The sequence below is a fragment of the Micromonospora sp. NPDC049559 genome, assembly GCF_040676675.1.
In the GTDB taxonomy this organism is placed as follows: Bacteria; Actinomycetota; Actinomycetes; order Mycobacteriales; family Micromonosporaceae; genus JBFAPK01.
On sequence record NZ_JBFAPK010000002.1, the window covers coordinates 282,170 to 306,100 of the forward strand.

Below are 23,931 nucleotides of genomic sequence, written 5' to 3' on the forward strand. Positions count from 1 at the left end.
GTCGACCGGGGCCGGACCGCCCGCGCCGCCGACCCGGCGCGGCGGCGGTCCGGCCGTTCGCTACTTCGAGATCCGGCAGGTGGCGGTCGCCGTCCTGCTCGGGTCGCTCTCCGACCGGGCGGTCAGGGTGACCACGCCGCTGCTCGCCGCCGAGGCGCCGGCCGTCGCGACCGCCGTGACGTCCACGGAGCGGCCGAACTGGGCGGTGGTCAGCTCGTTGGGCAGCACGACGCTCCAGCCGGCGCCGCTGACCCGGGCCGACAGCCGGTAGACGTCCGAGGTCAGGTACGCCGAGACGTCCTCCGGGTGGCCCTGCCCGCCGCCGGCGTACCGGCCGGTGTTGGTGAGGGCGAAGCGGCAGGTCGCGCCGGTGCCGGTGGGGTCGCCGCCGCCGGGGGCGCCCCGGCTCGCGAGGGCGACGCCGCGCGGCGACGGGCCCGCCCCGTCGAGGTGCCGGACCGCCACCGTGTACGACAGCACGCCGTCCGCGCCGACCTGCCGGTCGATCACGTAGAAGTGCAGCCGGTTCGCCTGGTCGACGTACTCGTACTCGCTGCCCGAGCGGGTGCCGGCGTGGAACAGCGCGTCGTTGAGCTGCCGGTAGTCGGCCACCGTACGCTTCACCGGGGTGCCGTCGGGCCGGTAGTAGTCGACCAGGTCGATGTCCTGCGGGTTGGCGTCGACCACCCAGGTGAAGCAGGTGTAGCCGCAGGTGTTGGTCTCGGCGGTCTTGTTCTTGGCGATCAGCACCCCGTTGTCCGGGGTGAACGAGTCCGCCCCGATCCGCTGCACGGTTTCGAGGCTGTAGAAGTCGTAGACCGGGCTGCCGGGGCAGCGCGGGTCGGCGTCGATGTCGCAGTTCGGGGTGAGGTCGCGGTCCATCCCGATCCGTACGCCCTGCACGTCGGCGGCGCCGGGCACGGCCGAGCGCGCCCTGACCCGGATCACCGCCACCCCGCTGGTCCGCAGCGCCTCCCGGGAGAGGCGCACCACCTGCGCCTCGTCGACGTGGCCGAGCTTGAGCTTGCTGCGCAGCGTCTGCCCGGCCGGCATGGCGGCGCCCTGACTGGCCGGTACCACCCAGCGCTGGTGCGGGCCGCCCGGTCCGTTGAACGAACCCCGGTCCATCACGTCCCAGGGGCCCGAGCCGACCCGCCGGTACGGCGAGACGTACGGATTGTTGTTGTTGTCGGCGATGCCGAAGGTGTGCGCGATCTCGTGGGTGATGGTGCCGGAGCTCTCCCCCTGCCGCATGCTGGACGAGCCCCAGAGCTGGGCGCCGGCCTTCCAGGAGGTCCACTCGACGTAGCGGGACCGCACCCAGTTCGGCAGGTTCGGGTCGGGCGGGCCCCACGCGTCGGGCACGTCCTCGCGGTCCTGGAACATCATCTCGCCGAACTCCTGCCAGACCGACGTCTCGTCGTAGCCGGCGTAGACCCGCAGCACCAGGTCGAACCGGTTGCGCACGTCGGTTCCCTGGTCGGCCCGCCACAGCGCGTCCACGTCCGCGTCGAGGTTGCCGTCGCAGGTGTGCCCGGACGGGCAGCCGGCCCCGTTCTGCCCGATGTCGTTGAGGCCGTACTCGTACTGCGGGCGCGCCAGCCGGTACGGGCCGAACGGGGTGAACTCCACCCCGATCCGCCCGTTGGTCTGCTCCATCCAGTACTCGTGCACGGTGTGGCCGTGGTTGAGCTGGCTGGGCGTGCCCCAGAAGTTCGCGTAGAAGCGGGGCACCTCCGCGCGGGCCACCGGGGCGGCCTGCGGGTTGCCGAACACGTCCGAGCCGCGCGGCTGGGTGATGACGAACGGCTGGTCCGGGTAGTCGGCGGCGACCAGCGCGATGCGCAGCTTCCGCTGGCTGGGTGCGCGGCCGGGGTCGGCCCAGTTCGCCCCCGGCACCGGCCGGTAGTCGTTCCAGGTCATGGTCTCCTGGTCCTGCCAGCGCTGCGGGTCGAGCGGGTCCAACGGGGCGGCGGCTCGGGCGGGCCGTCCCGCCGCGTCCGGTCCGGCCTGCGCCGGCCCGGTTCCGGGCCCGGTGAGCAGGGCCGCCGCGACGCCCGCCACCACGCCGGCGGCGGACAGCCGGCGGAGTCGACTTCGATGGATGAGCGGGCGCACCGTACCTCCTCCTACCTGCCACGGTGGTACCGCAAGCACGGTAGGGGCGGGCGGGGGCGGCGGTCTTCGGACAAGTGCCGGAAGCGGGCGCCCGGGATCAGGACTCCTGTCGCGACTTGCCCGGCCCGCCCCGGCAACCCTTGCGCGCGCGGGCGGCCGCGTCGGAGGGTAGGTGTGCATCGATGGCGAGGAGGCGGCGTGAACCTGGAGCTGCAGCGCATCGTCGACACGGTGGCGGCCCGGGTCGGCCGGCCGGCGCTGATCGAGGACCGCCGGCAGCGGGTGGTCGTCTACAGCGAGCACACCGGGGTGATGGACGACGTCCGGCGCACCTCCATCCTGCGCCGGCACACCACCCCCGAGGTCATCGCGTGGTTCCGGGACGTGGGCATCATGAAGGCCCGGGAGCCGGTACGCACGCCGCCCTGCCCCGAGCTGGACCTGCTCCCCCGGCTCTGCGTCCCGATCGTCCACCAGGACCTGCTGCTCGGTTTCGTCTGGTTCATCGACGCCGACGGGCGGATGACGGAGGCCGACATCGATGTGGTGACCCGGGCCACCGGGGACCTGTCGCTCGCCCTCTACCGGGAGAACCTGCTCGGCGAGCTGGCCTCGCAGCGCGAGGCCGAGTCGGCCCGGACCCTGCTGGTGGACAGCCCCGAGACCCGCGAGGAGGTGGCCCGCTCGCTGCTCACCGACGGGGTGGTCGCCGCCGACGGGCCCGTCACCGCGGTCGTCGCCCGGCTCGTCCCGGCCCGCGGCCAGGTGCTGGACGAGGTGGCCCGGATCGCGCTGGAGCAGGTCCTGGTCGCCACCCGGCGCTGGCTCGGCGTGCGCGAGGCGCTGCACCTGCTCCGGCACGACCAGGGCGTGCTGCTGGTCTGCGGTGGCCAGGTCGCCGGGCGCCCGTCGCCCGAGGCCGTCGCCGCGTACCTGCGCGAGGGGCTGGAGAACGCGGTCCGGAACCTGGGCTCGGTGTCCGGCGTGGTGCTCGGCGTCGGCGACGCCCGGCCCCGGCTCGCCGACGCGGTGCACTCGTACGACGAGGCGCTGCACTCGGCCCGGGTGGGCGAGCAGCTGCCGGCGCTGGGCCGGGTCGTCGCCTGGGCCAACCTCGGCATCTACCGGATGCTGTCGCGGATGGACGGCCGGCAGCTCGACATCGCCGGGGTGCACCCGGGGCTGGAGTGGCTGCTGCGCGAGGACGGCAACCAGGTGCTGCTGGAAACCCTGGAGACGTACCTGGACCTCGCCGGGAACGCGCACGCCACGGCCGAGCAGCTGCGGCTGCACCGGACCACCCTCTACTACCGGCTGCACCGGGTGGAGCAGCTCGCCGCGACCGACCTCAAGGACGGCAACGAGCGGCTCTGCCTGCACCTGGCGCTGAAGCTGGCCCGGCTCAGCGGCCACTACCGGCCGGGCAACGGCCACCACGGCACCGACTGAGCCGACCGGGCCGCCGGCGGTGGCCGCCGCGCCCTCGCCCCGGGCGGGACGGCCACCGCCGACGGTGTTACGGGCTGCCCGCGCTCGCCGCCGACAACAGGGTGCCGCCAGCCCGGTTGTAGGCCTTGATCTCGGTCAGCCCGGTCCGGCACCCGGAGGCGTGGGTGAACTGCACCCGCAGTCGCTGGGTGCTGACCGGGGTGAAGCCGACCCGGTTGTAGTTCGACCGCGGTGCCGCCGGGCTCTTCGCCTGGGCCGCCGCGTTCACCCAGGCGCTGCCGTTCCAGTACTGGACGTTGTACGCCGACGGCGGGCGGTACCGGTTGGTGGCCCGGTCGTCGCGGAACCAGAGCCGCACCTCGTCCACCGTCCGCGCCTGGCCGAGGTTCAGCTCGTACGAGTCCGTGGCGTTCGGCGACCCGTAGCTGCCCCAGATCGGCTCGTTGATCGGGAACCCGTCGATGGCGGCCCCGGTCGAGGTGCCCGAGGCGGTGTACGACGCCGTGGCGGTCGCCCCCTGGGCCAGGTTGGGCGTGGTCGAGGTGAGGTCGGCGCCGGCCTTGGCGAAGATGTCCACCATCCGGGCGCTGTTCTGCACCACCTGCTGCGGCGCCTGGAGTCCCGGTACGGCGGTGGCGAAGCTGGCCGTACCGCCGGCCGGCAGGCTGACCGCGCCGGTGGCCGGGTTGTAGAGCACCCGGGTCAGCCGGTCCACGGTGAACGCCCGGGTGCCGTTGAGGTAGACCGAGTAGCCCTGCGGCACGCCGGAGTAGCGGGTCACCCCGTCAGCCGGGTCGTCCCAGACCACGCTGAGGTCCATGTTGCGGTACCGCAGGTTGTTCACCGCGAAGTGCGACCAGTTGATGTTGATGGGCGACAGCTCGATCTGGCTGTCGGTACGCGGGCGCAGGCCGGCGACGTCCTCGATCACCGTCCAGTTGCTGCTACCGAGGATGTTGTGGTGGATCCAGGAGCGGTAGGCGATGGTCCGGGTCGAGCCGTTCCAGTCCGCCCAGAACTCGTTCGCGTCCGGCCACTGGGTGTTGCCGCCGATGTACTGCGCCCAGGCGTTCCAGTAGAGCAGCTGCTTGTAGTTCTCCGCGGTCATCCACTGGTTGGGGTAGTTACGCAGCACCGAGGAGTAGAGCCGGAACTGCACGGTCGAGTTGATGGTGGAGAAGTTGTTGCTGCCCGGCTGCCCGGCGGCGGCCGCCGCGGCCTTGTCCCGCTGGTTCGCCGTGAAGAACGGGAAGATCGGGTATTCGGCCGGGTCGTCGAAGAGCCGCAGCGCCTGCCGGTACTGGTCGGTGTTGGGCATCAGCCCGACCGAGTACGGGTAGTAGTTGTTGATCTCCTTCCACGGTACGTGCGTGTTGGTCGCGACGTGCCGGTGCTCCAGTAGCTGCCGGGACGGGTTCCACAGCACGTTGACGATGCCGTCGCGGATCCGGTTGGCGATGGTCTGCATCTCGTTCGCCTTGGCCGTGTTGCCGAGCAGCGTGTACGCCTGCACGGCGGCCATCGCGTTGCTCCAGACGTACGCCCCCTCGGCCCGGTCGAGGTTGCCCGAGCGCCAGTGGAACGACACCGCGTCGGCGTCGTTGCCGGTCATCGCGCCCCAGTCGTACTCGATCACGCCGTTGTTGTTGGTGTCGTACGTCGCGAGCTGGCCCTTGACGTCCTGCTCGGCGTAGCGGGCCAGGTTCGTCACGATCGCCGGCTGCCCGCCGTGGATCTGGTAGCTGCGCCAGGCGGCCTCGGAGACGTACTGGGTGTAGGAGTTGGACCAGTTCTCCGGGTCGCCCGGGTTGTCCACGAACCGGCCGTTGCGGGAGACCTGCCCGATCGACGTCCACGGCCCGTACGAGTAGATCGGGTTGCGCAGGTACTTCAGGTCGTCGATGTGCATCGGCTGGGTCAGCACGATCGCGTTGTTGTAGCCGAGCGCCCCCTCCACGGAGGTCGGGAACTGGAAGTCCTGCCCGGGGATGTCGACGTCCAGGTAGTTGAAGCGCATCAGCCACCAGCGGTAGTAGACGTTCTTCTTGATCGCCGGGTCCGGCACGTCGATGTACGGGATGTTCTCCGCCCACCAGCGGTGGTACGCCCGCACATGGGTGGCGAACGCGGTGGCCGGGGCGTAGCCCCGGTAGGTGGTGTACTCGGTCAGCGACTCCGGGATCTCGTTGGTCACGAATCCGAGCTGCACCTTCGTGCTGAGGCTCTGCCCGGCGCCGAGGGTCACCGACCGGTTCAACCCGCCCGAGGAGACCGTGAACCCGTCCCCGGAGAACCTCGGGTAGATCGTGGTCAGGCCGTTCTTCACCGCCCGGCTGCCGGTCAGCTCGCTGCCGCTGCCCGACGCGGCGTACGGGGAGGTGGCCCGCACTTGCAGGGTGACGGAGCCGGAACCGGCGTTGACCAGGTTCAGGTTGGTCACCGCCACGTTCTGCTGGGTGATGAACTTCGACACCTCGACCCGGACCGAGCCGCTGGTGTAGACGCCCCGCCAGTGGCTGGGCCCCTGCCAGCGGCTGGAGACCTGCTCGGTGAAGGTGCCGGGGCTGACGGTCACGGCGTACGCGTTCTGGCTGCTGATGTTGTCCCAGTACGCGGCGTTGCCGCCGAAGCCGATCACCGACGGGTTGTGGGTGTACATGAACATGCCACGGCCCCGGGTCATCAGCCAGGTTCCGGCGGGGTCGTTGCCGGGGCGGCCGAGCAGGCGGTCCAGCCAGAAGTCGGTACCGCCGCTCTCCGCGTCGTAGATCGCCTGCATGGTGTTGCCGGTGCGGTAGCCGACCGGCGGCGCCGGCACCGCCGGTCCGGAGAAGGTCGGATAGCCGATGGTCTGCGACGCCGCCGCCGGTGTCGCGGGCGCCGCGAGGGCACCCGCCACCAGCACGACCGCGAGGGCGGCCGCCCAGGATCTCCGCTTCCTGCCCGGTGCGAGGCGCATCGGGTCACCTCCAGGGTTTCGAGGGTCGGGGGTTTCTCGGATGGGGGCCGGTCCGCCGCGCGGCGGGTGTGGGGGTCCCGCCGCGCGACGGACCGGCGGCGCGGGGGTCAGGGCTGGAAGGCGAGCCACTCCAGCAGGCCGGTCGAGTAGCCGGACCGGGCCGTGACGTTCAGCCGCAATCGCGAGGTGCTGACCGGGTTGAACGTGGTGACGTTGTAGGCGTTGCCGGCGACCCCGCAGCCGGACTGGCCGGGCACGTTCGCGTAGCCGCTGCCGGTCCAGTACTGGACCTGGCAGGAGGCCGGCAGGTCGATGCCCTGGTTGTCGTCGAACCAGTAGGTGGCGATCCGGTTGACGGTGCGGGCCGACGGCCAGGTGTACTCGACCCACTGGGTGCCCTGCTCCGGCCAGTTGCCGTAGACCAGGTTGCCGCGGTCGGCCGAGTTCGCCGGCACGCCGCCGTTGTTCAGCGCGGCCAGGCTCTCCCAGGGCGAGACGTACGAGGTCGAGGCGGTGGCGCTCGGCGCCAGGTTGGTACCGGCCGGTGGCTGCCCCGGGCCGGGTCCCGGCCCGCCGCCGGTCTGCACCACCTTCCGCATGGTGCCGTCGGCGTTGAAGTAGAGCCGGTCCACCGCGACCGAGCGGCGGAAGTTACCCCCGCCGGGCGCGTCGGCGGTGTGGTAGACCATGTACCACTGCCCGTCGAACTGCACCACGCCCGCGTGGTTGGTGGTCGAGGAGACCCGGTCCAGCACCACGCCCCGCTGCGTCCACGGGCCCATCGGGTTGGTCGCGGTCGCGTATCGCTGGCAGGCGTAGCTGGACGAGGTGACGCAGCCGTTCGTGTCGTTGGCCGCGTACATCAGGTAATAGAGGCCGTTGCGCTTGAACATCCACGGCGCCTCCCAGAAGTTGGTCAGGCCGCTCGGGGTCACCACCGGCCCGTCCAGCTCGATCATGTTGGGCTTGAGCCGGGCCGCCCGGACTCCCCAGTAGCCGCCCCAGTAGAGGTACGCCTGCCCGTCGTCGTCGGTGAAGACGGTCGGGTCGATGTTCAGCCCGGAGGAGTTCGGGGTGCTGTCGCTGACCAGCGGGCCGCCCTTGGCGTCGGTGAACGGGCCGAGCGGGCTGTCGCCGACCGCGACTCCGATGTCCATCCAGCCCGGCCCGTTGCCGTTGACCGAGGTGTACCAGTAGTACCGCCCGTTGCGCGGCTCGACCTCGCTGGCCCAGGCGTCCGCGCCGGCCCAGCCGAAGGTGGCGATCGAGGCCCGCGCGCCGTGGTGGGTCCAGGTGTTGGCGTCGGTGGAGGAGAGGACGTGCCACTCCCGCATCCGGAAGTTGTTCTCCCCGACCGCCGCCTCGTCCCGCCCGGCGTAGACGTACATCGTGTTGCCGACCACCAGCGGCGCCGGGTCGGCGGTGTAGATGCTGGTGATGATGGGGTTCGCGGCCGAGGCCGGCACCGCCGGCCCGGTCAGCCCGACCCCGACCAGCAGCGCCGCGGCCACGCCGACGGCGGGCCGGAACCATCGTCTGTTCCGCATTGGACTGCTCTCCTGTCTGCCGCTGCCCGGTGGCCGGGTCCGCCGCCGGTTCACTGTCCGGTCGCGTACAGGTCGGCGACCTCGGCCGCGCTCAGCGCCCGGGCGTAGATCCGGAACCCGTCGACCGCGCCGGTCAGGTACGGGTCGCCGGCGTACTGGGACCGGCCGATCCAGTTCTGGGTGGTGGAGCCGAGCGCCGACGGCCGTACCGTCAGCGCGGCGTTGCGGGCGACCTCGACGCCGTCGACGTAGAGCATCCCGAGGTTGCCGCTCTGGGTGACCGCGACGTGCGTCCAGGTGCCCACCGGCAGCGCGGCGGGCGCGTCGATGCGCTGCTCGGCGCCGGCTCCTCCGCTGGTGATGGCGAACCGCGCGGTGCCGGTGTCGCTCTGCGGGGTGAGGAAGAGGTACGCCCCGGTGCCGGTGCCGAGGTCGAAGACCCGGGCCCACGCCCCGGCGGCGGTACGGCGCACCCAGGTCGCGACGGTGAACGCGGTCGCGCCCGCGAGCGGCCCGGCCGGCAGCGCGACGTACGCGCCCGTGCCGTTGAGGTTGACCGCGTTGCCGGTCCGGCCGGTCGTCCAGCCCGCACCGCCGAGCAGGCTGCCGGTACGGCCGTTGCCGGTGGCGTCGGCGGCGGCGGTGCCGCTGGTCTCGTCGAACCGGTGGTGCGCCACGAACGGCGCGGGCGGCGCGCCGGTCACCGTCCAGTACACGGTGTACCGCTGGCCGTGCATCTTGTAGAACGGCAGCAGCGTCACGGTGCCGGTGCTGGCGGTCGCGGTGTACTGCATCGGGGTCGAGGTCGCGCGCAGGCTGGCCGGGTCCAGCGTCGGCAGCGAGGTCAGGTTCGTCGTCCCGTACGCCCCGGCGAGCACGATCGGGCCGTGCCGGACGGCCTGGACGGTGCTGTTGTCCGGGGTCGCCTCGCGGGTCAGCGCCATCGGCAGGCTGATCTCGACCACGTCCCCCGAGGACCAGGTGCGGTTGATCCGGGCGAAGCTGCCCGCGACGATTCCCGACTGCACGGCGCCGTTGAGCCGCACCTGGGCGCCGCCGGCCCAGCCGGGGATGCGGATCCGCAGGTCGATCGCGCCGGATCCGGTGACGGTCAGCCGGCTCGACGGGCTCTCCGGGAAGGTGGTGTCCTGCTGCACGGTGAGGCCCCGACCGGGCCAGGTGAGCCGGGAGGCGGCGAAGAGGTTGACGTACAGGATCTCGCCGTTGTGGAAGTAGATGCTGTCGGCGAGCTTGGTGTGCGTCTCCATCCCGGTGCCGTGGCAGCAGGTGAAGTTGCTGTAGTCGTTGCTGTACGTCTTGGTGCCTCCGGCCCGCAGCGGCACGTAGTAGCAGTGGAAGCCGTGCGTCGAGTTCGGGTTCTGCGCGCCGATCAGGTGGTTCCAGAGCGCCCGCTCGTAGTAGTCGAGGTAGTCCAGGCGCGCCGGGTTGGTGAAGAAGAGCTGCCGGGTGAGCTTGAGCATGTTGTACGTGTTGCAGCACTCGCAGGTGCTGTCGGAGAGCTCGCTGGCGATCCGGTTCGGCGCCTTGAAGTACTCGCCGTTGGAGTTGCCGCCGATGACGTACGTGTGCCGGCCGACCACGATGTCCCAGAAGTTGACGGCGATGTCGCGGTACCGGGTGGTGCCGGTGGCGTGGTACTCCCGGATCGCCCCGAGGATCTTCGGGATCTGCGTGTTCGCGTGGTAGTTGTCCAGCGCGTCGGTGTTCGCCGCGAGCGGGTCGAAGATCTCCGCGTGGTCGAAGTAGCGGGCCGTGGTCAGGTGGTCCGCGTTCCCGGTGAGCTGGTAGAGGTTGGTCAGCACCTCGTTCATCCCGCCGAACTCGGTGTCCAGCATGTTCTGCCGCTGGGTCTGGGTGAGCCGGTCGTTGCGGAACTTCACCCAGGCCGCCATCCGGGTCAGCACGGTCAACGCCTGGGCGTTGCCGGCCAGCAGGTGCATGTCGAGCAGCCCGGCCATGATCTTGTGCAGCGTGTAGTACGGCGCCCAGACCTGTTGCCGGGCCTCGACCCGGTCGATGAAGCTCTCCGGGTACGCGGAGAGGTAGCCGGCGTGGTAGCCGGCCGCGGTGGCCCGGTCCTGGCAGACCGCCAACTGCGCCACCAGGTAGTCGCCCTTGGTCTTGAAGGCCGCCGAGCCGGTGCTGGCGTACGACTGGGCGAGCGCGCTGAGCACGTGCCCGGTGCTGTGCCCGCGCAGCTCGGTGCTGGGCGACTCCCAGCCGCCGCAGGCCGCCGCCGACGACGGGAGCCCGTAGTTGAGGCGGAAGGTGTGCAGCAGCCGGTCCGGGTCGAGGAAGTTCAGGTACGACTGGGTGCGACCGGCGTTGGCCTGGAACGGGCCGGCCAGCAGGGTGACGGCCGGAAGCGGGAACGCGTACGCGGAGACGCCGACGTCGGCGCGGGCCGTGGCGGCCAGGGGCGGCGCTCCCCCGGCGGCCGGCGGGCCGGCGGCTCCCCCGGCCCGCGACGGGGTCGGCAGGGCCGTGGCGGCGGCGGTGCCGGCCGCGACGGCGGCGCCGGTGGTCAGCAGGGCTCGGCGGGACAGGGCGGGACGGTGCATGGTCACCTCCGGGGGTGGGGGTCGCCGGGCCCGCGCCGGGCGACCCGGGGATGGTGCGACCAGGTCAGTAGCCGTAGCGGCTCTTCAGGTGCCGCCACCAGTCGCGGAACATCCAGCGGTCGAACTCGGTGATCGTGCTGGCGCTGCCGGCCTTCATGAGGAAGCAGCACTGTCCGCTCGGCGTCCAGTCGTAGAAGTCGTCGAGGCCGAACGTGTGGCCCATCTCGTGCAGCAGGATCGTCATGCTCTCGGCGTTGAGGTTGTTCATGAAGTACTCGCGGCCCATCCGCTGGCCCCAGTCGCCGCCGGCACCGCCGCCGAAGCCGTCGGTCAGCCAGAGCGACTGGTCGTAGTGCCGGGCCGCGCCGCCGGGGCAGTTCGGGTACTGGCCGTTCTGGTTGAAGAACCGGCCGCACGGCGCGGCGCACTGGGGCGCGTTCTCCCGGATGTCGCCGACGTAGATGTCGACCGAGGAGTCGGACCACTGCAACTGGGCCCGGTTGCGCACCGCCCAGCCGACCACCCGGATCGGCACCTGCTGGTAGGGCCAGGCGTTGTGGCCGACCATCCCGTCGAACCACTTCTTGTACTGCCGGGCCAGCGCCGCGTGGATCTGGTCCCGCTGGGCGGCGGTGACCGAGGCCGACGAGTCCCAGCGGACGCAGAAGTTCAGGTAGCCGCGGTTGGCGAAGACCTGGTCCCAGCCGTAGTTGCGGAAGCCGTACAGGTTGCCGTAGGTCTGTTCCTGGTGCCGCCACACCTGGTCGAGCGGGGTGACCAGGTTGGCCGGCGGGCTCCAGTCGTCCGCCCGTACCGTCGCCGCCGGTGCCGTGGCCGTCCGGGCCGGGCCGTCGCCGGGTGCCGCCTGCGCGACGCCCGGCCCGGTCAGGACCAGGCCCAGCGTCACCAGGTACACCGCGGGTCGCCACCATCGCCTCATCTGATCCTCCTTCGCGGACGTCACAAATCGATCTAGATCGATGTGATTGCGCCGACCGCACCCTCGGGAGCGGGTGGGTCGGGTTGGCGTTGGAGCCAGGATGGCGGACGAAAAGGTTTTCGACAAGCGGTCGAACCCGTTGCATCGGAGTAACGGCCAGAGATTCGAGTGCCCAACGAACCAGCTACCGGCCCCGACCGACGCCGAAATTTTTTGAAATGTTTCGCGGGCGCGGGCGCGGGCGCGGCCCCGGTACCCCGGGAGCGGTCGCGGCGGCGCGGCCCGGCTCCGCACCGCGCGGCCGGAGCCGGCGGACGCCGCGCGGCTGCGACGTTGGACGGAGCCGGACCACCGGAGTTCCGTCAGGTGTCGGGTGCCGTCGGTCACGACGGTCGCTACCGTCTGGTCAACCGTCGGGCGCCGGGACGGTGCCGACACCGGGAAAGGTGAGGTGAGTCCGTGCGACGAAGAAGAGCCCTCCTCGCGGCGGCGACGCTGGCCGCCGGCCTGCTGGTCGCGGGCCCCGCCCCGGCGGCCCGGGCGGCCGACCCGCCGGCCCCGCTGCCCGCGCCGAAGGTCCACCCGATCCAGGTCACCGGACCGGCGGCCGAGCGACTCAACCTGGTCATCATGGGCGACGGGTACCAGGCCGACCAGCAGAGCCTCTTCCTCGCCGACGTCGACCGCAACCTGGCGGTCATGTGGGCCACCGAGCCGTTCCGGACCTACCGCGACTACGTCAACGTCTACGCCGTCGAGATCGCCTCGATCGACTACGGCGTCCGGTGCGACCCCGACGGGCGGGTACGCCACCCGGACGGCACCATCCGCGACACCGGCCAGCGCGAGGGGCCGATCGACACCAAGAACACCGCGCTGCGGATGATCTACCAGCAGGGCTGCACCGACCCGCTCTCCCGGGGCACCGTCTACGGCGGCGCGCCGGTCGACTGCGCGAGCTACGCCGGGTACTACCCGCCCGGCGTGAACCCCTGCGAGACCGGAACGCAGGCGCACAACCGCATCCTCGACAACTACGTCGTACCGGTGCTGGGCATCCCGCGGACCTCGCAGAACATCCAGACCCTCGCCATCTTCAACACCTTCACCTACGGCGGGATCGGCGGCACCAACGCGACCACCTCCGGCGGCTCGCCGCAGGGCCCGCTGATCTCGCTGCACGAACTGGGCCACTCGCTCGGCACCATGGCCGACGAGTACCCGTACTCCTCCCGGGACGTGGTCCGCCCCTGCTACACCGGCGGCGAGCCGAGCAGCTTCCACCACACCGCCTACAGCGACCAGCAGCGGTTCGTCGCCGACCAGCAGAAGTGGTGGCGGTGGGTGGGCGAGGAGAGCCTCTCCGGCGGCACCGTCGGGCTGCACGAGGGCGGCGGCTCGTACCCGTGCGGCCAGCGCCGGCCCAGCGAGCACTCGATCATGCGGTGGATCGGTTTCGACTGGGACCAGGTGGGCCGGGAGCACATGGTCGCCCGGATCACCGGCCTGCGCAACGGCGGGCAGATGAGCGTACGGAACACCCCGGCCGGTACGGTCCCCCGCGACGGCGTGCTCTGGGTCGAGACCGGCCACCCGCGCTACCACGAGCTGGACGTCACCTGGCGGATCGGCGGGGCCGGCGGCGCCGTGCTCGACACGCACAACAGCCGCAGCCTGGACCTCGGCCCGCTCGACCTGCCCGCCGGCACGGTCGTCCACGCCGAGGTCCGCGACCCGGTCGGACCGGACGGGATCGACTGGGTACGCAACCCGTCGACCGGCAACACGGCCACGGACTCCGGCTACAACGGCCCACGGTTCGTGCAGACCCGGCAGTGGACGGTCGGCGACACGAGCGCCGTACCGTCGCCGCCCGCCGCCGAGATCACCGCGTCGACGCCGACCACGGCCCCGGTCGCCGGGGACGAGGTGGTCTTCGTGGAGACCAACCACCCGACCGACCGGATCCTCGACGTCGCCTGGTCGCTCGACGGGTCGCCGGTGGCGAACCCGCACAACAGCCGGCGTCTCGACCTCGGCGCCCTGCGGCTCGCGGCCGGTACGCACCGGCTGGTCGCGACCGTGACCGACCCGGCGGACCCGGCCCGCGCCGCCGACCGGGTCGAGTGGACCGTCGACAACGCGGCGCCGAGCGCGCCCCGGCGGCTCTCCGAGCCGCTGACGACGCTCCCGGGCGCGCTGGAGCACCCCGTCTACTTCGACGGCTGGGACATGTGGCTGACACCCCGGGACGACCGTACCGGCTATCCCGAGCAGCGCTACGTCGTCGGGCAGTTCCGGCTGGACGGGGACGGCTGGTTCAACTACTTCGGCTTCCCCGAACAGCCGATGCCCTCCTCGCCGTTCCAGTTCCGCCACTCCGGCACGAGCGTGAAGGCGCTGACGTACGGCAACCTCGGCACCGGCGGGCTCTCCCGGGCGACGTTCGAACAGACCCTGCCGGACGACCACCCGAGCGGCGGCTTCGTCCCGGGCTTCGGTACGCACCTCGTCGAGCACCGCGCCATCGACCCGGCCGGCAACATCGGCCCGGCCGAGAGCTACCGGGCCACCGTGCTCCCCGGCGCCGCTCCCGCCTGCACCAGCACCCTGACCGGCCGCCAGGGCCGGGTCACCGCCGCCGAGGGCGTGACCTGCCTGACCGACGCCGAGGTGACCGGCCCGGTGACGGTACGCGCCGGTGCCTCGCTCGTGGTCCGGGACAGCGCGATCCGCGGCACGGTGACCTCGGTGGGCGCCGCCACGGTGCAGATCTTCGGCTCGACCGTCGAGGGCGCGGTCCAGCTCACCGGGACCACCCGGGACGTGACCATCGCGGGCAACACGCTGCGCGGCGCCTTCGTCCTGACCGGCAACACCCAGGTCTCGGCGAACGAGCGGTACAGCCGGCTGGCCGGGGCGTACGGGCCCGTGCTGGTCGGCAACCGGATCGACGGGGCGCTGAGCTGCGCGGGCAACAGCGCGCCGGTACGGGACTTCGGCGCGCCGAACACGGTGCGCGGCGCCCGGGCGGGTGACTGCGCGAAGCTCTGACCCCTACCCTCCGGCCGTTCGGCCGGGGCGCTCGACCGGGGCGTCCGGCCGCGACGGCGCCGCCCCGGGTCCTCGACAACCGAGGCGGGCCCCGCAACCACTCCGGCCCCTTCCGCGGTCGCGGAAGGGGCCGGAGCGCGTCGGGTCGGGACGCGTACTACTCGTTGAAGGGCTGGTTGGCGCAGCCGACGAGCTCGTGGCAGAGCCGCATACGGTACGGAATTCCTTCGAGCACGTCGTACTGGAAGCTGACGTAGTGCCCGGCGCCGGAGCTGTTGTGCTTGGACGCCAACGTCACCCAGGTCACCGGGCCGGCCGGCGCGTAGACCTGGAGGTACCCGGTGGGGCCGTAGCCGTCCGCCTGGTCGTCGTAGATCCTGAAGGTGTCGCCGTCGTCGACGTGCACCATGTGCCCCACCTGGTGTCCGTCGATGTCCGACAGGATCAGGTAGGTGTCGCCGGCGAAGGCGGGAGTGCCGACTCCCGCGATCATCGCCACGGCGGCGACGGCGGTCAGCCCGACCCGACCGAGCCAGTTCTTGAACATTTTCCCCCGTTTCCTCGAACTGGAACCAAAGGTTCCGTGAACTCGGATCAAAGAACGGGCGCAACCATACTGGATTCCACCATGGGCGGTAATTCGGTCCTGTCCTGTCCTGACCGGCGCCGACGCCGACCGTCGGGCACGTGCCCGGGCGCAGCTCAGGGCGCGCGCTCAGCCGCGCAGCGGAAGACCGGCCGCGGTGTAGATGTCGTCGATCAGCGACATCGTGGCGACCGAGTCCGCGGGCGGGGTGAGGTTGGTCGGCTCGCCCCGGACCGCGGCGGCGAAGGCGCGCAGCTGGTGGACGTACGTGGCCTCGCCGTCGAACCGTTCCCGCCGACGCCGGCCGTCGACCGTCACCCGGAAACGCGACCAGAACTGCGGTGCGACGAAGTTGTCGACCGTCAGCGTCCCGCACTCGCCGACGACCCGGGCCCGGATCCGCAGCAGGGCGGAGGACCACATCGACGTGCTGAGCTGACCCGTGGCCCCGTCGGGGTAGCCGAACCGCGCGGTCATCGCCCGGTCCACCCGCGGGTCCCGCCGCAGCGTCAGGGCCCGGGCCTCGACGACCTCCGGCTCGGCCGGTGAGAGCAGCCGCAGGCAGTGCGCGGCGTAGCAGCCGGCGTCCATCAGCGCGCCGCCCGCGAGGTCGAAGTCGTACCGGATGTCGGAGAAGCGGGGCAGCGGGAAGCACATCGCCGTCTCCACCCGTCGGATCCGCCCCAGCTCGCCGCCGTGCACCAGGTCCGCCATGCGCTGCGCCATCGGGTGGTACCGGTAGTGGAACGCCTCCATCACGACCAGGCCGGTGGCCTCGGCAACCGCCGCCACCTCGCGCGCCTCGGCGGCGTTCGAGGTGAACGGCTTCTCGCACAGCACGTGCTTGCCCGCCGCCAGCGCGGCCAGCGTCCAGCGCGCGTGCCGGCCGTTCGGCAGCGGCACGTAGACCGCGTCGAGCGACGGGTCGGCCAGCAGGTCCGCGTAGGAGTCGTGCACCGTCGGCACGCCGTACCGGACGGCGAACGCCTCGGCCCGGCGCCGGTCCCGGGCGGCGACGGCGGCCACCTCGACGCCGTCGACGGTCCGGGCGGGCTTCACCAACGCGGCCGGGGCGATGCGCGCCGCGCCGAGCACACCGATCCTCACCGGCGGTAGTCTACTCACGCGTCGCGGCGCGGCCAGGGTCCCGGCGACGCGCACGAACCGCGCCCGCGAAGCGCGACCGCGTCCGGCGCGGCCGCCCGGCGGTACGGGCGGCGACCGCGACCTCAGCTGACGAAGTCGATGTCCTCGGCGACTCCCCCGCCGCCCTCGGCCTTCGTGATGCGCCAGGCAGAGTGGATCAGCCCGATGTGCGAGAACGCCTGCGGGAAGTTGCCCAACTGTTCGCCGGTACGCGGGTCGATCTGCTCGGCCAGCAGCCCCAGGTCGTTCGCGTGCCCCGTGATGCGCTCGAAGTAGTGCACGGCCCGGTCCTGCTCACCGGCGAGCGCCAGGCAGGACGCCAGCCAGAAGGAGCAGATCGTGAAGCTGGCCGCCTCGCCCGGCCAGCGCACGACCAGCCCGTCCCGGGACAGCTCCCGTTCGATCCGATGGATGGTCGCGCGCATCCGCTCGTCGGTGGCCGGCAGGAACTCGAAGATCGGCAGAACCAGCAGGGAGGCGTCGAGATCGTCCGAGTCGAAGGTGCCCGTGAAGGTCTGGAGGCGCTCGTTCCAGCCGCGCCGCAGCACCTCGGCGCGGACCTCGTCCCGGGCCTCCGCCCACCGGGCAAGCTGCCGCTGGTCGCCGCCGATCCGGTCACCGAAGCGGATCGCCCGGTCCAGCGCCACCCAGCAGCTCACCTTCGAGGAGACGTGGTGCCGCTCCCCTTCGCGTATCTCCCACATCCCGGCGTCCGGCAGCCGCCACGAGTCGGCGGCCTCGTCCGCCATGTCCCGCAGCAGGCGCCGTACCGCCTCGCGCATCGGATCGAGCTGGTCGCGCAGTACCCACGCGGCGCTGAGCACCTCGCCGACGACATCCGACTGGCGCTGCCGCCAGGCCTCGTTCCCCACCAGCACCGGCGCGTTGCCCGCGTAGCCGCCCATCGTCTCGATCCGGTGCTCGGTGAGGTCGCGCTCGCCCTCCACCCCGTGCATGATCGGCATCGGCGCTCCCTCGACCCGGCCGACGGAGTGGGCGACCCAGTTGAACAGCCGGTCCGTCTCGGTCGGGCAGCTGGCCACCCAGAGCGCGCGGAGGGTGAGGGAGAAGTCGCGCAGCCAGACGAAGCGGTAGTCGTAGTTGCGCCCGCCGTCGAGCACCTCCGGCAGCGAGGTGGTGGGGGCGGCCACCACCGCCCCGCTGGGCTGGTAGGTGAGCCCCTGGAGGACGTACGAGCTGCGCCGCACCAGGTCGGGATAGGCGCCGTCGTACCGGTGGGAGGCGCCCCAGGACCGCCAGCTCTCCGCCGCGTCGGAGATCATCCCGGGGACGTCGGGCGGGGGCGCGGGGTTGTGCCCGTACGCCTGCGCGTGCGCCAGGGCGAAGGTCTCCCGCTGCCCGGCCGAGACGTCGAACTCGAGGCGGATGTCGTCGTCGACGACGTGCAGCGGCACGCTGCCCGACAACGCCAGCATCGCCCCGCCGGCCTTGGCCACCACCACGCCCTCCAGCTCGGACTGGTACGCGCGCACCCGCCCGTAGGCGAAGCGGGGCGCGTACTCCAGGCGCATCCGCACGTGGCCGGAGAGCCCCTCGACCATCCGGAGCAGGATGCCGGGCGAGTGGAGGCCGATGTCGTGCTCCCGCGCGCCGGGTTCGAGCGCCAACGCGTCGGTCAGCGCGACCGACCCGTCCGGGGTGGTGAAGACGGTACGCAGCACGAGCGTGTCGGGCAGGTAGGCGCGCTCGACCCCGGCCGGCGCCACCGGGCCGATCAGCCAGTGTCCGGCGCTCTGGTCGAGGAGCCGGCCGAAGACCGAGGGCGCGTCGAAGCGCCCCGGGCACCACCAGTCCACCGACCCGTTCCGCCCGACCAACGCCCCCGTACGACCGTCGGCCAGCATGCCGTAGTCGGAGATCCGCAGCTGCGTCATGCCCCGCGCCGACGAGAACCGGCGCCCGGGCCCGTCCGCCCCGCCGGCGTCCGCCCCACCTGCCGTGCCGCCATGGGTGACATCGCCCTCCCCCGACCCTTGTCCGCTGGACGCCGGTGCGCGTACCCGGGGATTCCGCCCACTAACCCGCCCCCGCCCGTTGTCCCGCCCACGGCCACCGCCCAACCGCCCCGCGAGCGCCGTTCCCGTCCGGGCTGGCGGGGATCGGCCATGCTGGTGGCCGTGCCCCGATCACCTCGACAGCGCTTGACGCTCCTCGCCGCCGTACTCGTCCTCGCGCTGGTGGTGGCCGGGATCGCGGTGCACCGGCGGCTGGAGCGCGCGGACGAGTGGCGCCATGGCGGCGACGGTTTCCACGCCGACGTACGGGTGGCCCTCGGTGAACCGGGACGGCGGCTGGACGCCTTCGGCCTGAGCATGCCGGACCTGGGGCCGGAGTTCGGACAGTCCCTCATCGTGCGGGTGGGCTGGCGGGACCAGCCCCGGCAGGGGCCGGAGGGGTACTACGTGCTGCTGGTGCTCGACGATCGGGTCACACCGCCCCGGCCGATCGCCACCGACGGCGGCGCCGGTCACGACGGGCGGACGGGATCGGGCTGGGACGGGCGGTACAACGCGCTCGCCGAACACTATCCGTGGCTCGCCCGCACCGCCGACGTGCCGAACCCGGGCGGGGGCTTCACCAGCACGATGTCGGCGGTCCACGCCGCCGCCGACGGCACCGGCTGGATGGCCGGCCGGTACCGGCTCCGCGCCCCGCAGCTGCCGCTTACCTCGGCCGACCAGCTGCTCGTCGCGGGGTTCCTGGTCCGCGACGGCGAGGTCCGCTGGGCGACCCGGCTGGCGGTCTCCTGATCCGCGTCTCCGCCGGCCCGGGCGGGTGCGGGACCATGGCGCTGTGCCCAGCATCGCGGCGCTCGCCGCCGACCCGTCGCCGCTGACCCGAGAGGTGGTGCTCGCCGACACCCGGTTCGTCGTGCGGGCGCTGCGCGCCGGCGACGCGGTCGCACTGACCGCGTTCCTCGCCGGCCTGTCCCACACCAGTCGCCGGTTCTGGCACCGCGACGTCGAGCCCGCCGCCGCGGCGCTCGACTGGATCGACGCCATCGGCCGGCACGACAAGCTCCGGCTCGTCGCCCACCGGGCGCACCGGACCGATCCGCTGGCCGGCGTGGTCGACCTCAGCTTCTCGCTGCCGGCCGAGGCCGAGCTGTCCCGGTACGCGGGCTACGGCATCGCCCTGGACCCCGAGCGTACGGTCAGGTTCGGGCCGTGTGTCGCCGACGCCTGGCAGGGCCGCGGCCTCGCCGCGGCATTGCTGCCCCCCGCCTGGGACGCCGTGCGTCTGCTCGCCCACGACCGCGTCGTGCTGTTCGGCGGCGTGCGGGCGGCCAACCACCGTGCCCGCCGGTTCTACCTCCGCCACGGCTTCGTCGAGGTGGGCGGGTTCACCAACGGCGACGGCGACGGCATCGACATGATGCTCGACCTGGTCTGAGGCGACAGCGGCCTGGCCCGCGGAAGGTTTGCGTTCCGTCCACCGCGTCTCGGTTCGTCCCGGCGGATACGGCGATCGTCCGGTCAGGCACCAGGAGAGATGTCGGCCTGCCTCTCCCGGCCGGTGTCGAAGAACCTCGTCAGGTATGCCTGCGGATCCAGCCCGCTCTCTCTGATCAGCGAGAAGACCTCCGCCCCGTGTTCCGGCTCGTCGAACAGCCGATACGCCTGAGCAAGCCCCGCGAAAGTCATGCCCGGCTGGTCGGCCACGTATTCGAGCGCCTCTGCCTCCGCCAACGCGATCGCCTGGTCGAAGCTCCGGGCCCGCCACAACGTCAGCCGCTCCTCGTACACCTGGCTCGCCGGGTCGGACCCCACTTGGAAAACGCACCGCACCGTAAACCAGCCAACCTCGCCCTGCTGCGCCTCGTCACCGGGTCTCTCCACCCCCACATCATCCTGCTTCCGCTTCGGGCGGGCGAACCGAGTACGGCTCGACCCACTCGCACCGGTCGCCGCGTCGTCAGGGCGGTTCGCGCCGTGCGGGCCGGCTCGAATGGACGCGGGCCCGTCCCGGTCCAAGTGGACCGGGACGGGCCCGCGTCACCCGTGGCGATACCGACGGGTACCGCCAACCGGGCGTCGGTCAGGCGGTGGCCACGGCGAAGACGTGGATCACGCCGCCCTGGGTGCTGGTCGGCAGGGTCAGGCTCGCCAGCCGCTTGCCCGGCAGCAGGGCGATGGGCGCGGTCGCGAAGACGTCGGTACCGACCGGGTCGACACCGCCGCCCAGCACGTCGCGGTACTCGGTGTGCACCGCGGTGACGTTGCCGAACGCGGGCTGCTGGCTGCCGCCGCCCAGGGTCCAGTCGCTGAAGCCGATCTGCGCCTGCTGGGTCGTACCGTCGGTGTAGGTCAGCGTCACCGTGCCGCTGGCGTCCCCGAACGCGGCGCTGCCCAGCACGCTCAGCCGGGTGTCGCCCTCGGCGGCCGGGACGCTGAGGACCTGGCCGCCACCGCCGACCACGATGTTGTCCGGGTCGCCGGGACGGACGTTCGGCCAGGTGAAGGCGAACCCGTCGACCGAGACGGTGGAGCCGGGCGTGACCCCGGCCGCCGCCAGCGCCTTCGCCGAGTAGCTCCAGCCCGCGCCGTCGAAGTTGGCCTGCGGATCGGTGTCGTCGGCCGAGATGCCGTTGCTGTTGAGGTTCCACAGCACGCTGTCCTTCACGGCGACCGTCACCGGAAGGGTCACCGCGGGCAGGGCCGTACCGGACGTCGTGGTCGCCGTGAAGGTGACGGTGTACGAGCCGGTGGTGGCGCCGGCCGCGGCCGAGACCGTGAGCCCGGCGTCGACGGCACCGCCGCCGGCCAGCGTGAACTCGCCCCCGGACGGGGTCACGGTCACCCCGGCGGGGGCGCTGGCCCGCCAGCGGACCCGGGTGGTGGTGTCCTTGAGCGCCTGTACCTTGACCGTCGTCGTCGCGGCGCCGCCCGGCTCCAGCTTCAGCGACTGCGGGCTGGCGCCGGTCAGGAACGGCCGTTCCCCGTCCCGAAAGGACGGCGGGGCGTCGGACGGCGCGCTGCCCCACGAGGTGTTCGGCTTGGCGCCGAGCACGTAGTCCAGGGTGCCGCCGCCGGTGACGAAGGAGGCGGGTACCCAGGTCTTGCTGGAGGGCTTGCCGTCGACCCGCAGCGACTGGATGTACCTGTTGCCGGCCGAGGCGCCCGGTGCGTTGATCGTGATCGTCGCGCCCGTGCCGGTGTGGACCACCGCGCGCGGGAAGAGCGGGGTGGAGAGCACCAGGTCGGCCCGGCTGGGGATCTGCGGGTACAGGCCGAGGGCGGAGAAGACGTACCAGGACGACATGGTGCCCGCGTCGTCGTTGCCGGGGATGCCGCCGGGGGTGTTCGTCCACAGCTGGTCCATCTCCGCGCGGACCGTCTCCTGCGTCTTGTACGGGACGCCGAGGTAGTTGTAGAGGTACGGCGCGTTGATGTCGGGCTCGTTGGTGGGGTCGTAGCGGGTGTGGTCCCGGGCCGTGAAGTCGAAGCTGCCGTCCGGGGTGCGGAAGAACGCGTCCAGCCGCCGCTCGGCGGCCTTGTTGCCGCCCATGGCGCGGGCCAGGCCGGTGACGTCGGAGTAGACCATCCAGGTGTAGCGGGCGCTGCTGCCCTCGACGAACCCGTTCTCGGTGTCCGGGCTGAACGACCGGTCCGCCCACGTTCCGTCGGCCTTGCGGTTGCGCAGGTAGCCGCCCTGCGGGGTGGCGGTCAGGTCGAAGATGTTGCTCCAGCCGCCGGCGCGGTCGGCGAACTTCCGCTGGTTGGCGCGGTCGCCGAGCTGCCCCGCCAGTTCGGCCAGGCCGAAGTCGGCGGCGGCGTCCTCCAGCGTCTCGGCCGCGCCGCCCCAGCAGTGGCAGCCGTCGGCCGGTACGTAGCCGAGTTGGAGGTACCGGTCCAGGGCGGGTCGCTGGCCGACGCACTCCACGTTGCAGCCGGCGCTGGACGAGTCGTTCGCCGTCGGTACCGTGGCGGCGGTGATCAGCGAGCGGAGCGCGCCGCTGGCGTCGAAGTCGCGACCGCCGAAGGCGTAGACGGCGGCGACGGCCGGGGCCGACGGATCGCCGGACATGACGCTCGTCTTGCCGTTCACCAGCAGCCAGCGGTCCCACTCGCCGTCGCGCTGGTTCGCGTAGTTGAACAGCGACTGGGCATAGTCGCTGCCGGCCTTCGGGTTCAGCAGGGTCATCAGCTGGACCTGGGCGCGGTACTGGTCCCAGCCGGAGAAGGTGCCGTACTGCACCCGCTGGCCCTTGACCACCCGGTGCGGCTGGCGGTCGCCGCCGAGGTAGCGGCCGTCCACGTCGCTGGCGATCGTGGGTTCGAGCATCGAGTGGTACAGCGCGGTGTAGAAGGTGGTGAGCTGGTCCTCGGTACCGCCACTGATCTTGATCTTGCCGAGTTCCCGCCGCCACGCCGCGGTCGCCTCGGAGCGGACGGAGTCGAACGTCCTGGCCGGCGGGTTCTCCGCGCGCAGGTTCGCCTCGGCGTTCTCCGGGCTGACGTAGGAGATCGCCACCTTGGCGTCGACCCGGGCCGTGCCCGGCGCGAAGGTGACGTAGGCGCCGGAGCCCCTGCCCGTGATCGGGAAGCCACCGCCGTCGATGCCGGTACCGCCGGAGGCGGCGGTGGAGCCCGGCGTCAGCGTTCCGTCCTGCCAGGTGCCGACCTCGGCGAACGGCTGGTCGAAGTGCGCGGTGAAGTAGAGGGTGTAGAGGTCCTTGCGGTTGTTCGCGCTCTGCGGGCCGCAGAAGTTGCCCGCGGTGACCGAACCGGTGACGGTCCGGGTCGCCGCGTCCACCCGGACGGTGGCGGCGGTGCTGCCGGTCTCCGAGTTGGAGGTGCGGAACAGCATGCTGGCCGGCTTGTCGGCGGGGAACGCGAACCGGCCCGAGCCGGTCCGGTCGGTGGTGGTCAGCTCCGCCGAGGCGCCGCTGGCCAGGGCGACCTGGTAGTACCCGGCACGGGCGACCTCGTTGTCGTGGGAGAAGTCGCTGGCGTACTTCGCGTCGGAGGTGTCGGCCGTCGGCGAGGAGTCGACGGCACCCACGTACGGCATGATCGGGATGTCGCCGTTGGCCCCGTTGCAGCCGACGCCGTTGAGGTGGGTCAGGCTGAAGCCGCGGATCTTCGTGGCGCCGTACTCGTACCCGCCGGGGGCCGGGGTCGACATCTGCCGGCCCCGCGAGTTCTGCGGGCTCCAGGCGAGCATGCCGAACGGCCGCACCGCTCCGGGGTAGGTGTTGCCGAGGTTGGCGGAGCCGATCAGCGGGTTGACGTGGGAGACGGGGTCGGCGACCTCGGTCGGGCGCGGTGCGGCCAGGGCGGGCGTACCCGTGGCGGCGGCCGCGGTCAGCGCGGCGATGGCCGCGGCGGTGACGCCGGCGATCGCCCGGCGTCTCGATGTGCGCGTCGTACGCGTCGGTTGGTCCACCATGCTTGCCCTCTGGATCGACGGAACGTGGACGCTGCGGGCGCGGCGGAGACGGGTGCTGCCTCCACTGCGGAGGCCCGCCCCACGCCGGTCCTGACAACGTTGTCGGACTATCGCGAGGATGCTCCCCCGCCGGTACG

The 23,931-nt window shown here is 72.2% G+C and carries 14 protein-coding genes; 4 read left to right on the forward strand and 10 right to left on the reverse strand.

Features of this window, described 5'->3' with window-relative positions; translation table 11 throughout:
- Positions 1-60: 60 nt before the first annotated feature.
- Positions 61-2,118, reverse strand: coding sequence for a peptidase M6 (locus AB0J86_RS04360; RefSeq protein ID WP_363852353.1), 2,058 nt, complete (start codon positions 2,116-2,118; stop codon positions 61-63).
- A 198-nt stretch (positions 2,119-2,316) separates the two neighbouring features.
- Between AB0J86_RS04360 and AB0J86_RS04365 the strand changes: the two genes are divergently transcribed.
- On the forward strand, positions 2,317-3,567 hold the full coding sequence (locus AB0J86_RS04365) for a helix-turn-helix domain-containing protein (RefSeq protein ID WP_363852356.1): 1,251 nt from the start codon (positions 2,317-2,319) through the stop codon (positions 3,565-3,567).
- 67 nt (positions 3,568-3,634) lie between these two features.
- Here AB0J86_RS04365 and AB0J86_RS04370 read toward each other — a convergent pair whose 3' ends face one another.
- The 4 genes from AB0J86_RS04370 to AB0J86_RS04385 form a co-directional block, all read right to left on the reverse strand.
- On the reverse strand, positions 3,635-6,526 hold the full coding sequence (locus AB0J86_RS04370; RefSeq protein WP_363852359.1) for a discoidin domain-containing protein: 2,892 nt from the start codon (positions 6,524-6,526) through the stop codon (positions 3,635-3,637).
- A gap of 107 nt (positions 6,527-6,633) precedes the next feature.
- Positions 6,634-8,073, reverse strand: a complete 1,440-nt coding sequence (locus tag AB0J86_RS04375) for a glycoside hydrolase family 43 protein (RefSeq protein ID WP_363852362.1) — start codon at positions 8,071-8,073, stop codon at positions 6,634-6,636.
- Positions 8,074-8,123: 50 nt separating this feature from the next.
- Positions 8,124-10,655, reverse strand: coding sequence for a beta-L-arabinofuranosidase domain-containing protein (locus tag AB0J86_RS04380; RefSeq protein WP_363852365.1), 2,532 nt, complete (start codon positions 10,653-10,655; stop codon positions 8,124-8,126).
- A 64-nt stretch (positions 10,656-10,719) separates the two neighbouring features.
- Positions 10,720-11,595 carry a hypothetical protein gene (locus AB0J86_RS04385; RefSeq protein ID WP_363852368.1) on the reverse strand — a complete coding sequence of 292 codons (876 nt, stop codon included), beginning with the start codon at positions 11,593-11,595 and terminating at the stop codon, positions 10,720-10,722.
- Positions 11,596-12,054: 459 nt separating this feature from the next.
- Between AB0J86_RS04385 and AB0J86_RS04390 the strand changes: the two genes are divergently transcribed.
- On the forward strand, positions 12,055-14,649 hold the full coding sequence (locus AB0J86_RS04390; protein WP_363852371.1) for a M64 family metallopeptidase: 2,595 nt from the start codon (positions 12,055-12,057) through the stop codon (positions 14,647-14,649).
- 157 nt (positions 14,650-14,806) lie between these two features.
- On the opposite strand, the gene AB0J86_RS04395 is transcribed toward AB0J86_RS04390, so the two are convergent.
- The 3 genes from AB0J86_RS04395 to AB0J86_RS04405 all read right to left on the reverse strand — a co-directional run bounded on the left by AB0J86_RS04395 (position 14,807) and on the right by AB0J86_RS04405 (position 18,276).
- A complete protein-coding gene (locus tag AB0J86_RS04395; protein ID WP_363852374.1) occupies positions 14,807-15,196 on the reverse strand; it encodes a hypothetical protein in 390 nt (129 codons plus the stop codon).
- Positions 15,197-15,364: 168 nt separating this feature from the next.
- Positions 15,365-16,342 (reverse strand): Gfo/Idh/MocA family oxidoreductase, encoded by a 978-nt coding sequence (locus AB0J86_RS04400; RefSeq protein WP_363852377.1) that lies wholly within the window; start codon positions 16,340-16,342, stop codon positions 15,365-15,367.
- 122 nt (positions 16,343-16,464) lie between these two features.
- The gene (locus AB0J86_RS04405; RefSeq protein WP_363852380.1) at positions 16,465-18,276 is read right to left on the reverse strand and encodes a glycoside hydrolase family 15 protein; all 1,812 of its coding nucleotides are present in this window, start codon (positions 18,274-18,276) and stop codon (positions 16,465-16,467) included.
- 243 nt (positions 18,277-18,519) lie between these two features.
- Between AB0J86_RS04405 and AB0J86_RS04410 the strand changes: the two genes are divergently transcribed.
- Positions 18,520-19,152, forward strand: a complete 633-nt coding sequence (locus AB0J86_RS04410) for a hypothetical protein (protein WP_363852383.1) — start codon at positions 18,520-18,522, stop codon at positions 19,150-19,152.
- A gap of 43 nt (positions 19,153-19,195) precedes the next feature.
- Positions 19,196-19,795 (forward strand): GNAT family N-acetyltransferase, encoded by a 600-nt coding sequence (locus tag AB0J86_RS04415; protein WP_363852386.1) that lies wholly within the window; start codon positions 19,196-19,198, stop codon positions 19,793-19,795.
- Positions 19,796-19,878: 83 nt separating this feature from the next.
- On the opposite strand, the gene AB0J86_RS04420 is transcribed toward AB0J86_RS04415, so the two are convergent.
- Positions 19,879-20,241 (reverse strand): hypothetical protein, encoded by a 363-nt coding sequence (locus AB0J86_RS04420; protein WP_363852389.1) that lies wholly within the window; start codon positions 20,239-20,241, stop codon positions 19,879-19,881.
- 199 nt (positions 20,242-20,440) lie between these two features.
- Positions 20,441-23,794, reverse strand: a complete 3,354-nt coding sequence (locus AB0J86_RS04425; RefSeq protein WP_363852392.1) for a GH92 family glycosyl hydrolase — start codon at positions 23,792-23,794, stop codon at positions 20,441-20,443.
- Between the last annotated feature and the right edge of the window lie 137 nt (positions 23,795-23,931).

Bases quoted from the DNA above. Each gene is read 5' to 3' on its own strand.
- AB0J86_RS04370 (WP_363852359.1), bottom strand. From the start codon at position 6,526: ATGCGCCTCGCACCGGGCAGGAAGCGGAGATCCTGGGCGGCCGCCCTC.
- AB0J86_RS04375 (WP_363852362.1), bottom strand. From the start codon at position 8,073: ATGCGGAACAGACGATGGTTCCGGCCCGCCGTCGGCGTGGCCGCGGCG.
- AB0J86_RS04380 (WP_363852365.1), bottom strand. From the start codon at position 10,655: ATGCACCGTCCCGCCCTGTCCCGCCGAGCCCTGCTGACCACCGGCGCC.
- AB0J86_RS04385 (WP_363852368.1), bottom strand. From the start codon at position 11,595: ATGAGGCGATGGTGGCGACCCGCGGTGTACCTGGTGACGCTGGGCCTG.
- AB0J86_RS04395 (WP_363852374.1), bottom strand. From the start codon at position 15,196: ATGTTCAAGAACTGGCTCGGTCGGGTCGGGCTGACCGCCGTCGCCGCC.
- AB0J86_RS04405 (WP_363852380.1), bottom strand. From the start codon at position 18,276: ATGACGCAGCTGCGGATCTCCGACTACGGCATGCTGGCCGACGGTCGT.
- AB0J86_RS04425 (WP_363852392.1), bottom strand. From the start codon at position 23,794: ATGGTGGACCAACCGACGCGTACGACGCGCACATCGAGACGCCGGGCG.